The organism is Aquimonas sp. (assembly GCF_044377145.1).
GTDB lineage: Bacteria > Pseudomonadota > Gammaproteobacteria > Xanthomonadales > Xanthomonadaceae > Aquimonas.
The window spans coordinates 35,215-47,578 of record NZ_JBILJQ010000040.1 but is presented as its reverse complement, the minus strand read 5'-3'; the positions used below and the strand labels follow the sequence as shown (position 1 = coordinate 47,578).

General features: G+C 69.7%; 6 protein-coding genes. 2 read left to right on the top strand and 4 right to left on the bottom strand.

The annotated features are described in order from the left end of the window. Nucleotides 1–75 precede the first annotated feature (75 nt). Nucleotides 76–357 carry a hypothetical protein gene (locus tag ACIQ7H_RS13010; RefSeq protein WP_395792124.1) on the bottom strand — a complete coding sequence of 94 codons (282 nt, stop codon included), beginning with the start codon at nt 355–357 and terminating at the stop codon, nt 76–78. Beyond that, nucleotides 354–1,556, bottom strand: a complete 1,203-nt coding sequence (purT, locus tag ACIQ7H_RS13005; protein ID WP_395792122.1) for a formate-dependent phosphoribosylglycinamide formyltransferase — start codon at nt 1,554–1,556, stop codon at nt 354–356. The genes ACIQ7H_RS13010 and purT overlap by 4 nt, the downstream gene beginning before the upstream one ends. Before the next feature lie 192 nt (nt 1,557–1,748). Here purT and ACIQ7H_RS13000 point away from each other — a divergent pair, with 192 nt between their 5' ends. Next, a complete protein-coding gene (locus tag ACIQ7H_RS13000; protein WP_395792120.1) occupies nt 1,749–2,636 on the top strand; it encodes a hypothetical protein in 888 nt (295 codons plus the stop codon). 147 nt (nt 2,637–2,783) lie between these two features. Next, on the top strand, nt 2,784–3,350 hold the full coding sequence (yeiP, locus tag ACIQ7H_RS12995; protein WP_395792118.1) for an elongation factor P-like protein YeiP: 567 nt from the start codon (nt 2,784–2,786) through the stop codon (nt 3,348–3,350). Nucleotides 3,351–3,419: 69 nt separating this feature from the next. On the opposite strand, the gene ACIQ7H_RS12990 is transcribed toward yeiP, so the two are convergent. Both ACIQ7H_RS12990 and ACIQ7H_RS12985 read right to left on the bottom strand, forming a co-directional pair. Next, nucleotides 3,420–6,614 (bottom strand): amino acid adenylation domain-containing protein, encoded by a 3,195-nt coding sequence (locus tag ACIQ7H_RS12990; protein ID WP_395792116.1) that lies wholly within the window; start codon nt 6,612–6,614, stop codon nt 3,420–3,422. 145 nt (nt 6,615–6,759) lie between these two features. Next, the gene (locus ACIQ7H_RS12985; protein ID WP_395792114.1) at nt 6,760–12,207 is read right to left on the bottom strand and encodes an SDR family NAD(P)-dependent oxidoreductase; all 5,448 of its coding nucleotides are present in this window, start codon (nt 12,205–12,207) and stop codon (nt 6,760–6,762) included. Between the last annotated feature and the right edge of the window lie 157 nt (nt 12,208–12,364).

The window sequence follows — 12,364 nt, the reverse complement described above, 5'->3', positions numbered from 1 at the left end:
CAGCTGAGCTGCTCAGCACACCCGGCGCGCTCAAGGCCAGATCCACACCCGTTGAGCTCGATCTGCCGGAGGTGGTTAGTTAGAAAAAACGTCGCCGAGTGTTGGGAAAGGGTTGACACGTTCCGGGTCGGCGGGTGGCTGGCCCACCACCAGGAATACCCACGTGACTCCATCAGGGCGCACCACCGCGAGCTCGTCGAGGCTGCGGTCGTGCTTGAGCACGCGCACGGTGTCGCCGGGGCCGATCCGGTTCGGGCTGCACTCGATGTCGGCCGCTGCGGCGGGCAGGCTCAGCAGTGACGCGACTGCGCAGATCAGGCCAAGCCGCAACGCGGTGTCCAATGGGGCGCGATTCACGGCGCGGGCTCCAGGCTGATCGTTAGCGCCTGCGCGACCCGGCGTGCGCGTTCACGCGCGGTGTCGATTTCGGCGCCGCGCGCAAGCGCCACCGCGACGCGGCGCTTGCCGGCTACGCGGGGTTTGCCGAACAGGCGCAGGCCGTTCTGTGGTTCCGCCAGCGCGCGCTCGATACCACTGAACACCGGTACGCCGTGGCCTTCAGCCAGCAAAGCCACCGAGGCCGCGGGGCCGAGTGGATCAATCGCCGGAATCGGCAGGCCGAGGATGGCGCGGGCGTGCAGGGCGAACTGGCTCTGCTCCTGCGAAATCAGGGTGACCAGGCCGGTGTCGTGCGGGCGCGGTGACACCTCCGAGAACCACACTTCATCGCCACGCACGAACAGTTCAACCCCGAACACACCATAGCCACCGAGGGCATTGGTCACCGCGGCGGCGATCTGCTGAGCGCGTTCGAGCGCGGGCGTCGACATCGGCTGCGGCTGCCAGCTTTCGCGGTAATCACCATCGATCTGCAGATGGCCAATCGGCGCGCAGAAGGTGGTGCCATCGCGGTGGCGCACGGTGAGCAGGGTGATCTCGTACTCGAAGTCGATGAAGCCTTCGACGATGCAGCGCCCTGCCCCGGCCCGCCCGCCTTCCTGCGCGTAGGCCCAGGCGCGGCCGAGATCGGCCTCATTGCGCAGGGTGCTCTGGCCCTTGCCCGAGGACGACATCAGCGGCTTGACCACGCAGGGCAGGCCGACCGCGGCGACCGCGGCGCGGAACTCGGCCTCGGTGTCGACAAAGCGATAGTGCGAGGTCGGCAGGCCCAGTTCTTCGGCGGCGAGCCGGCGAATGCCCTCGCGGTCCATCGTGAGGCGGGCCGCCCGCGCGGTCGGGATCACGGTCAGCCCCTCGGCCTCCAGCTCGACCAGGGTCTGGGTGTGGATGGCCTCGATCTCGGGCACCACCAGGTGCGGGCGCTCCTGTGCGATCAGTGCGCGCAAGGCGATCGGGTCGAGCATGTCGAGCACGTGGCTGCGATGCGCCACCTGCATCGCCGGTGCATCGGCATAACGATCGGCGGCGATCACTTCCACCCCGAAGCGCTGCAGTTCGATCACCACCTCCTTGCCCAGCTCGCCGGCGCCCAGCAGCAGCACGCGGGTGGCATCGGGGCTCAATGGGGTTCCCAGGCGGACGGTGGGTGCGGACATGCGGTGGCTCCGGAGGCGGTAGAGGGCGGCCGACATTGTAGCCAGCGCGCCGGGCCCCGCCCGATCAGCATTGGCGTGCTCTGGCACAATCTCGGCATGGCTATGGATGGTCCACGACAGCACCCCGGCACCCTTTCTCTCATCCGCGACGCGGCTCGGCTCGCCTGCGCAGGCGGCCTCGCGCTGGGCTTGATGCTCGCGCTCACCCATGGCTTTGGGCCTGCCGATGCGGCAGCGCCCGGCGCCCTCCCCTCCCCTGATCTGATTGCTCTGATTCGCGACCGCGGCTTGAGCGAGATCAGCGGTATCGCGCTGTCGGGGCGGCATGCCGACACCTTCTGGGTGCACAACGACAGCGGCAATGGGCCCTACCTGCATGCGATCAACCGCCGCGGCCGGCGCCTGGCGACGCTGCACATCGACGGCGTGGCCGCGCGCGATTTCGAGGACATGGCCGCGTTCGAGCTGGACGGTCGGCGCTATCTGCTGATCGCCGACACCGGCGACAACGGCGGTGTGCGCACTGAGCTTGAACTCGTCGTGGTGGAAGAGCCCGCGGTGCTGGCGGATGCCAAGCTTCACCCGGCCTGGACCCAGCGCTTCCGCTGGCCGGACGGCGCGCGCGATGTCGAGGCCGTGGCGGTCGACGCGCAGGCACGCGAGGTGCTGCTGATCTCCAAGAAGCGCGTACCGCCCGAGCTGCTGCGGCTGCCGCTGGGCGCATCGGACACGCTGCAGACGGCCGCCGTGGTCACCACACTGCACGGCATCGCGCCGCCGCCCGCGCTCGAGCTTGCCGGCAACCCGCGCTTTGGCCGCTACCGCAGCCAGATCACCGCGGCCGACTTGTCCAACGATGGCCTGCAGCTGGCGGTGCTCAACTACCGGCGCGCGCATGTGTACCGCCGCAGCCGCGGTGAGGATTGGGCCCGTGCGCTGGCGCGCGACCCGATCGAGCTGCCCTTCGGCTGGGCGATGCAGGCCGAAGCGCTCGCCTTCGATGTGGACGGCGATGCGCTGTGGATCAGCGGCGAGCGGATACCGGCGCCCTTGATCCGGGTGCCGTTGCCGGAGCGCTGAGCGCGCACGACGCGCGCAACACCCTTGGCGCAGCCCGATAAGCCGTCACGTGGCGGATCACCGCAGGCTTGAGCCGCGCCGCCCTGCATGGGCAGGCGGACGGATTTCGGTGAAAATGGCGGACTTTCCACCTGCCGAGCACCCCGCATGAAGGCCAATGAAGTCCGCAAGGGCAATGTCGTCGAACACAACAACACCGTGTATCAGGTGCGCGACATCGAACGCAGCACCCCGACCGCACGCGGCGGCAATGTCACCTTCCGCTTCACCCTGTACAGCATTCCGGGCGGGTCCAAGTTCGATCTGAGCCTGCGCGCCGAAGACGATCTGAAGGAGCTCGACCTGGTGCGCCGCCAGGCGACGTTCTCCTACAAGGACGGCGAGGCCTTCGTGTTCCTCGACACCCAGGACTACACCAGCTACATGCTCGACGCCGACGTGGTCGGCGAAGCTGCGGGCTACATCACCGATGGCCTGGAAGGCTGCTTCGTGGCGGTGATCGACGACCAGCCGGTGGCCCTGCAGCTGCCGCCCAGCGTGGTGCTGGAAGTGGTCGAAACCGCGCCGGAAATGAAGGGCGCCACCGCCACCAAGCGGCCGAAGCCGGCGAAGCTGTCGACCGGCATCGAGATCCAGGTGCCGGAGTACATCACCAACGGCGAGCGCATCACCGTCAGCACGGTCACCGGCGAGTTTGCGGGTCGGGCTGACTGAGGCCGCGACCCGCGCGGGCCTGCAGACGCTCTGCATGCCCGCGCGGGTGCGCTCTGCCTCAAACGCGCATCAGCGTCCGAAGCCGAACAGTTTGGCGACCTTGGCGCCGAGCCCCGTCCGTACGGGCTCGGCCGCTGGGGCGCCGCCGCTCGCGATCTGTGCCGCCACCGCACGCAGAGTTGCGTGGGCGATGGCCAGCAGGGACAGCTTGACGCCGCTGACCTTTTCCAGCCGCGTCGACAGGCTCAGCGCCAGCAGCGAGTGCCCGCCGGCCTCGAAGAAGTTGTCGTCCAGTTCGACCAGGTCCGTGCCCAACAGCTCGCGGGCGGTCTGCAGCACCAGGCGTTCCTCGTCGCTGAGCTCGATCGCCACCGCGGCAACTTCGGCAGACGGTGCATGCAGCACCGGCCACGGCAGCGCAGCGCGGTTCAATTTGCCGTTGGGCAGCAGCGGCAAGGCCGGCAGTGCGAGCAGGTGTTGCGGCAGCATGTAGCCCGGTAGCTGCAGCGACAGCCCGGCACGCAGTTCGGCCAGCGTGGGTGCTGCAGACGGTTCTGCGACATACCAGGCGACCAGCCGGTGGTCGGCATCGCTGAGACGCCATACGCCCGCTGCGGCTGCGGCCACGCCCGGCTGCGCCGCCAGCACGCTTTCGATCTCGCCCAGCTCGATCCGGTAGCCGCGGATCTTGATCTGCTGATCGCGCCGACCGAGGTGCCGCAGGCTGCCGTCAGCCATGCGTTGCACGAGATCACCGGTGCGATACGCGCGCTCGCCGGTAGCCGGCAGCACGATGAACTTCTCGGCCGTCAGCTCGGGGCGCTGGTGATAGCCCTCGGCCAAGCCCGCGCCGGTGATCAGCAGCTCGCCGGCGATGCCGCTGGGCAGGCGCTGCAGCTGGGCGTCGACCACGTGCAGGCCGGTGCGGGCGACCGGATGGCCGATCGGGCAGAGCTCGACATTGCTGCCGGTGATGCGCTGCAGGCTCGACCACACCGTGGTTTCAGTCGGGCCGTACATGTTCCAGAGCTCGCCCACGCGCGGCAGCAGCCAGGCGGCCAGGTCGGGGCCGAGCGCTTCACCGCCGGTCAGCGCTTTCAGGTTCGGTCGGCCCGCCCAGTCGTTGGCGCGCAGCAGGCGCCAGGTCGACGGTGTGGCCTGCAGCACGCTGATCTGCTCGGCATCGATGAACGATGCCAGCGCATCGGTCGCCTCCAGCAGGCTGCGCTGGCCCAGCACCAGGGTGGCGCCCACGGCCAGCGGCAGGAAGATCTCCAGCACCGCGATGTCGAAGGCATAGGTGGTCAGCGCGAGCACGCGGTCGTGCTGACTCAAGCCCGGCGTATCCGCCATCGACGCGAGAAAGTTGCCGACCGCGCCCTGCGACAGGCGCACGCCCTTGGGCCGGCCGGTACTGCCGGAGGTGTAGATGACATAGGCCAGCGCGGTGGGTGATTCCGGCGCCGGGCTGAAACCGCTCGGGGCGGTCGTCGGCAGGCTTGCGATATCGATCAGCACGATGGCGTCGCGATCGAAGCGCGCCGCGGCCTCAGCATCGACCAGCACGTGGCGCACGCCCGCATCGCCGCGCATGTACTCGATGCGCTCGGCCGGGAGGTCCGGGTCCAGCGGCAGGTAGGCCGCGCCGGCGCGCAGCACGCCGAGCAGGGCCGCGACCAGATCCGCGCTGCGCTGCAGACAGACGCCGACGATATCGCCCGCGCCAACGCCCGCCTGCTGAAGAGCGGCAGCGATGGCATCGGCGCGTGCGGCGAGCTGGCCGGCGCTGAACTCGCCGTCGATCGCACGCAGCGCGATGCCGTTCGGTTCAACGCGGGCGCGTTCGAAAAACGCGCCGTGTGGGCTGGACCATTCGCGCGAGGGCGATCCGGCGTAGCTGGCCGCGGCCAATGCGACGGCCTCGTCCGGCGCGATCAGGCTGAGTGCACCGATCTGCACCGCCGGGTCGGCCACCACCTGCGCCATCACTGCCTCCAAGCGGCGGCCGAGCCGCTCGACGGTCGCGGGCTCGAACAGCTCAGCATCGAACTCGATCAGGCCGCAGATGCGCTCGCCGTCGTCCCAGAACCAGAACGAGAGATCGAGTTTGGCGCCGCCGTTGGGCAGCGGCCGGCTGTCGACCTTCAGCCCGGCCAGATCCAGCGCCATCGGCGCGTCCTGGAAGGTGAACCAGGCTTGCACCAGCGGGTTGCGCGCGGGGTCACGCTGCACGCCAACGGCCTGCACGATCTTCTCGAACGGGGTGTCCTGCACGCCCTGGGCCTTCATCATCTGCCGGCGCGCCGCGCGCACCAGCTCGACGAAGGGCTGCTGGGGATCGACCTCCAGGCCGACCGGCAGCAGGTTCATGAACAGGCCCATCACCGTTTCGAGTTCTTCGGCGCCACGATTTGCAAATGGGCAGCCGATGATCAATCGGTCCTGCCCGGTGTAGCCGCGCAGCAGCACACCGAGGCCGCCGAGCATCACCGTGAACAGGGTCTGCTGCTCGCGCTGTGCGTAAGCGCGCAGGGCGCGGCTGGTGTCGGCACTGAAGGCGACCTGCACTTCACCGCCGCGAAAACTCTGCAACGGCGGCCGAGCGAAGTCGGTCGGCAGCTCCAACTGGTGCGGACAGCCGGCCAGGGACTCGACCCAGTACGGCAGCTTGGCCGCGATCGCCGCGGCATCCAGCGCTTCGCCCTGCCACACCGCGTAGTCGGGGTACTGCAGGCCGTCCGCAGGCGCAGCGGGGCGGCGGCCGGCGCGGTAGTCGGCGTATAGCGTTTCCAACTCGCGGCCGAACTGCAGCACGGAGAGGTGATCCATCACGATGTGGTGCACGCAGATCAGCAGCACATGGCGCTCGGCGCCGAGCTTGAGCAGACGCAGTACCAGCAGCGTCGGGCGTGACAGATCGAATACGTGTTCGGCGACCGCGCGGGTGTGCTCGGCCTGGGCCTGCTCGCGCGCCGCGTCGTCAAGCGCGGACAGATCGACCTGCTCCAGCGGCACGCGCAAGGCCATATCCACCACCTGCTGCACCGCTTCGGCATGCACCTCGAAGTGGGTGCGCAGCGCGTCGTGACGGGCCACCAGTTCGGCCAGGGCGTATTCCAGTGCTGACGTATCCAGCGCGCCGTGCAGAGTGAACGCGAACGGGATGTTGTAGGCGGTGGTCTGCGGCGCGGTGGCCTGCACGTACCAGAGCTGGCGCTGGCTGAAGGTGGTCGGGAAACGGTAGAGCTCGGCGGTCGAGGTCATGGCGATCGGGTAGTGAGAACTTGAAGGATGTGATCAGTGCCGCGGCGGCGCTGAGGGTTCAGGCGGATCGGCGGCGACAGATCTGAACTGACGGGCCGCTGCGCGGGTCGGGCAGGCCTGGCGAGGGCCGATGCGGTGATCCGCATCAGCCGGCCACCGCGTCGGCGCGGAAGCGGCTGCGGTCGACCCGTTTCAGGGCCGGCCCGCTGGGCGCGGCGACGGCGCTGGCGGCAAGTCGGCTCCAGGCGGCGATGGTCGGCGTTTCGAACGCGGCCTCGACCGGCAGTACGCGGCCGGTTTCGCGCTTCAGCCGCGACAGGACACGGGTCAGCAGCAGGCTGTGGCCGCCCAGGGCGAAGAAGTCGTCCTCGGTGCCAACCCCCGACAGATCAAGGATGCCCTCCCACAGCTCCACCAGGCGCTGCTGCAGTTCGCCCTGCGGCGCAACGAAGGGCGTGCCGCCCGCGCTGCGCGTGACAGGCGTCGCCGCCACCGCTGCATCCGGCGCGTGCTCGGGCTCGGCGGGGCTGCGCGTATCGGCCACCAACACCGCCACCGGACGCCGCGCCAGCGCGATCTGCGCGGGGCCGGCATGGGCCAGTGCGGTCTCGATCGCTGCAAGCGCATCAGCACTGCTGAAACCATCGCGAAAGCCGACTTCCAGAATGCGATTGGCCGACGCCGCGCGCGGCTTGGGCCGCGGCGCTGCGGCATTCGTTGCCAGCGCGCGCGCCGCCTTCAGCACGAAGTCGCGCAGCACCAGCACGCGCTGGCCGTGGATATCCAGCAGGTCGATGTCGAGCACCAGATCCGCACCCTCGGCGCGCGCGCGCTGACGGCTGATGAGGCGATCGGGCAGCGGCGCCAGCACCTGCAGCAGGCCGTAGCGGAACGGCAGCAGACGCGCGGCATCGATCCCCGCCGGCGCCAGCGCGCCCTGGGCGGCGCCAATCGCCATATCGAACAGGGCCGGGTGCAGCGGGTGTTCCACGGCCCGATGTTCAGCAGCATGCGTTTCGGCCGCGGCGGAGTCGTCGCCGGGGTGATCGACCGACAGCTCAAGCTCAGCCTCACCCGCGCCGACTTCGAACCGGCGCAGGCAGTCCCAGCGCGGGCCGAAGCGCAGCTCCGGATGCGCGTAGCGCGGCGGCAGGCTGCTGCGGCTGGCGCGGAGTTGAAGTTGATCCGGCAAGGCGGTCGGCTGCAGTTCGATCCGCACTGACAGATGCTCGATGCGATCGTCGGCCTCGGCACCCTGGCTGTTGATCTCGACCTGATAGGCGGCCTCACCCGCGGCCGCGAAGCTGAGCTCGAAGCGGCGACGCTCATCGCCGGCCAGCTTGAACGGCGCGGCGAAACTCAGCTGGGCGCAGGCGAACGGAGTGAAACCACCGCGCAGCAGGCTCAAGCCGACCGTGATCAGATCGATGTAGCCGGTGCCCGGCAGCAGCGCTTCGCCAGTCTTCAGCCGATGCTGGTCCAGCACCCAGCCGCTGTGCTGATCCAGCACGCCGCCGAACACGACTCGCCCATCGGCCTCGTCGCGGCGGCGCTGCAGCAGCGGATGCGCCTGCGGCAGGGCGTCGGCAAACGGCGCCGGGGCCAGGCCGAGATCGGCCGCCAGCCGCGCTGCCATGCCGGCCTCACGCCAGATGCTGAAGGCAAGGGCCAGATGGCGAGTGCGGCTGGAGCGCGCATCGGCACGCGCTGCGAAGGCATCCAGGCAGGCATTGGCGGCGGTGTAATCAACCTGGCCGGACACGCCCATCTGCGCACTCAGCGAGGAGAAGTACAGAACGAACTCGGCGCCGCAGCGCTCGGCCAGCTGCGCGACAGCCTGTGCGCCCTGCAGCTTGGGCGCCAGCACGCGCTGTGCCGATTCGAGCGACTTGCGCGCGATCAGGCCGTCTTCCAGCACGCCAGCAGCGTGGAATACGCCGTCGAGACGATCCAGCCCGGCCGTATCGACACTGTTCTGCAGGCTAGCGGTATCTGTGACATCGGCGACCAGCAGCTGCACCTGCGCACCCAGCGCCTGCAGCGCGCTCAGCCAGCGTCGCCGCGGGTGTGCTGGATCCGCAGGCAGCTCGCCGCGCGACAGCAGCACAAGTTCAACCTGCGGCACCCGCGCCAAGTGTTCGACCAGGGCCTGGCCGGCACCGCCGAAGGCACCGGTGACCAGATAGCGCCCGCCGGGCGTGAGTGCCGCGCGCGTCGGCAGCCGCGGCAGCTGCAGGGGCGTCCACACCGGCCGCAGCCGGCGCCGGCCGCGCCAGGCCACGCTGTCATCGTTCAGGCCCGCATCGATCTCGTCCAGCAGCAGGCGCGCAGCCAGCGCCGGGCTGCCGACATGCGTGCGTTCCAGATCCAGCCACACGCTGCGCACGCCGGCGGCCTCCTGCGGCCAGGTGCGCACCGGCCCCGCGCGCAGGGCCTGCAGCGGTTGGATCAATGCGGCTTCACCGGCCGACTGTGCCTGCAGGCTGACACTCAGCCAGCGCAGGCCGCCCTCGCGCTCGCTCCAGGGCGTCAGCTGCTGGACCATGCGCAGCGCCCAGTCGAAACACAGCGCCTGCTGCACGGCATCCGGCGCATCCAGGGCATCCAGCGCCCACAGGTCGATCAGATGACTCGGTGCCGGCTGCGCGGCCAGGGCCTGCCAGTGGCTGTCCAAGGCCGGGTCAAGCTGCAGGCGCTCGCCGTCGAGTTCGAGCTCGGCGCCACGCAGCAGCTGCCGCACCGGCACGCCACGGGCGCGCAGCAGCTCGGCCAGGGCCGCGCCGATACCGGCGGCATCGGCCAGCAGCAGTACGGATTCCACCGCAGCCGGCGCGGCGGCGCGCGGCAGCGGCGCGCTCAGCCAGTCCTGCGCCTGCAGCCAGCTCTCGAAGCCGGAAGCTGCCGCGACTACCGCGGGTGCCTGCACCGGCGCTGGATCGATCCAATGCCGCACCGGGGCGAAGGGATAGGTCGGCAAGGCCACCCGGCGACCGCGTTCGGCCTGCTGCCAGCGCTTGAAATCGACCGCAGCACCCTGCGCCCACAGCAGCCCGGGGACTGCGAACCAGCGGTCCAGCTCGGCCTCGATCGGCGTGCGTGCGCCCAGCACCGGCAGGCAGCGCGCATCGCTGCGGCGCGCCTGTGCTAGCCGGCTCAGGGTGTGGCCAGGGCCGACTTCGATCAGCACGTAGTCGCCAAGTTCATCCAGGCAGTTCTGCGCACCGACAAAGTTCACCGGCTGACGCAAATGGCGCAGCCAGTAGTCGACGTTGGCGGCTTCATCGGCGCTCAGCCAGCGGCCCGTCAGCGTGGAAGCGATCTTCAGCTGATCGACCCGACGCGGCTGGGCCGCCTGCACGGCCGCGCGGAAATCTTCCAGCAGCGGATCGAGCAGGGCCGAATGGAAGGCGCCCGAGGTCTCGAGCTTGCGCGCACCGAAACCATCGGCTTCGAGGCGGGCGGCGAGCGCGTCGATCGCCGCGCCCGGCCCGGCCAGCACGGTCTGCTCAGGCGCATTGATGCCGGCGATATCGATGTCGCCCGTCAGAAACGGAGGCAGCGCATCGACCCCGGCGCTGACTGCCAGCATCGCGCCGGCAGCGGCCGAACCGCATAGCTGGCCGCGCACGCAAATCAGCCGGATCGCGGCGCCGAGTTCGAACACCCCGGCCAGGGTCGCGGCCACGTATTCGCCCAGCGAGTGGCCAACGCTGGCCGCGGGTTCGATGCCGCGCGCGATCAGGCCGCGGGCCAGCGCGTACTCGACGCAGAACAGCACCGGCTGAGTCAGCTCGGTGCGGCGCAGCTGGGCGGTGTTGTCCGGCGTATCAGCGGCGCTCAGCAGCAGCTCGATCACGTCCTCGCGGCCGAGCGCACGCAGGTGAGCGATGCAGTCATCGAGCGCGGCACGCACGCCCGCATCGGCGGCGTAGAGCCCGCGCGCCATGCCGAGGCTCTGCGCGCCCTGGCCCGGGAAGCCGAACACTTGCACCGGGGCAGACTTGCCGACGCGTGCATCGGCGCGCGAATCCTTGGCCAACGCTTCGAACTGACGCGCGGCATCGCTGCGGCTGCGCGCGGCAATCGCGCTGCGCAGGCCAAACGCCACGCGCCCCTCGCGCAGGGTGTAGGCGATGTCTGCCAGCGGCGTGTCGCAGGCGTCCAGATGGCGGGCCAGATCCGCGGCGCGTTGGCGCAGCGCCTCTGGCGTCTTGGCCGAAATCAGCAGCAGCTGCGGGGTGTCGAGTGGCGTGTCTGCGGCCTGCGGCGGGCGCGCTGCGGCGGGCGCCTGCTCCAGCACCGCAAAGGCGTTGGTGCCGCCCACGCCGAGTGAGTTCAGCGCCGCGCGCCGCGGCGTCTGAGCCTCGCCCTGCGGCCAATCGCGCAGCTGATCGACCACGAAGAACGGGCTGCGCGCGAAGTCGATCTCGGGATTGCCACGCTTGAAGAACAGCGAGGGCGGCAGCTGGCCGTGGTGCAGGGCCAGCGCGGTCTTGATCATGCCGGCGACGCCGGCGGCGGTGTCGAGATGGCCGATATTGGTCTTGACCGAACCGATCCCGCAGCTGCCGACCGCGGCACCATCGAAGGCTTGGCTGAGTGCGCTGACTTCGATCGGATCACCGAGGCGAGTGCCGGTGCCGTGGGTTTCGACATAGCCAATCGTGGCCGGATCGACGTCGGCCAAGGTCAGCGCGGTGGCGATGGCTTCGGCCTGACCATCGACGCTCGGCGCCAGATAGCCCGCCTTGCCGGCACCGTCGTTGTTGATCGCGGTGCCGCGAATCACCGCATAGATGCTGTCACCATCGCGCAGCGCATCGCCGAGGCGGCGCAGCAGCACCAGCCCGCAGCCGCTGCCGAACACGGTGCCGCCGGAGTCGGCATCAAAGGCGCGACAGCGGCCGTCGGCCGAGCGCACTTCTTCCTCGCGATACACATAGCCTTGGCCGTGCGGCACCTCGATGGTCGAGCCGCCCGCCAGCGCCATGTCGCACTCGCCGGCCAGCAGGCTCTGGCAGGCCAGATGCACCGCCACCAGCGAGGTCGAGCAGGCGGTCTGCACATTCAGACTGGGGCCGCGCAGATCAAGCTGGTACGACACCCGCGTCGACAGGAAATCCTTGTCGTTCGACAGATGCCGGACCAGGAACTCGCCCATGTCCTCCAGCAATGCGCGCTGACCGAACAGGTTGCGCAGCAGGTACCAGTGCATGCCCGAACCGGCGAACACGCCGGTCTGCTTGTCGTGCGCATCGGGCCGGTAGCCGGCGTGCTCCAGCGCCGCCCACGCGCACTGCAGAAAGCGCCGGTGCTGCGGGTCCATCACAGCGGCCTCGCGCGGAGACAGCCCGAAAAAACCGGCGTCGAACTGGTCGAAACCATCAAGGCGAATGCCGGCGCGAACGTAGTTGGGGTTGGCGAGCTCGGCATCGCTCACCCCGGCCGCGCGCAGTGCGGTTTCGTCGAGATCTTCGACCGCGCAGCGGCCGGCGACCAGGTTGCTCCAGAACTCGGCGGGAGTTGCGGCTTGGGGAAAATCGCAGGCGAGGCCAATGATGGCGATGTGGCTGTTGGGGTCGAGCGCGGTCATCAAAGCGGGTCTCGGCAGCAGACGGCCCGGGCCTGGCAGCGGCTCGGGCGATCAAGTGGCATAAAGTGTGATAAGAATCGCATTTTGCATGCCCGTTCGACAATGCCCCAGCCGCGGTCCCGACCAAAGCCGGACGCTCGATGTGGGCTCAAACCTC

Excerpts from the sequence above, each read along its gene's own strand:
- yeiP (WP_395792118.1), top strand. The coding sequence starts at position 2,784 with ATGAAGGCCAATGAAGTCCGCAAGGGCAATGTCGTCGAACACAACAAC.
- purT (WP_395792122.1), bottom strand. The coding sequence starts at position 1,556 with ATGTCCGCACCCACCGTCCGCCTGGGAACCCCATTGAGCCCCGATGCC.
- ACIQ7H_RS12990 (WP_395792116.1), bottom strand. The coding sequence starts at position 6,614 with ATGACCTCGACCGCCGAGCTCTACCGTTTCCCGACCACCTTCAGCCAG.
- ACIQ7H_RS12985 (WP_395792114.1), bottom strand. The coding sequence starts at position 12,207 with ATGACCGCGCTCGACCCCAACAGCCACATCGCCATCATTGGCCTCGCC.
- ACIQ7H_RS13000 (WP_395792120.1), top strand. The coding sequence starts at position 1,749 with ATGCTCGCGCTCACCCATGGCTTTGGGCCTGCCGATGCGGCAGCGCCC.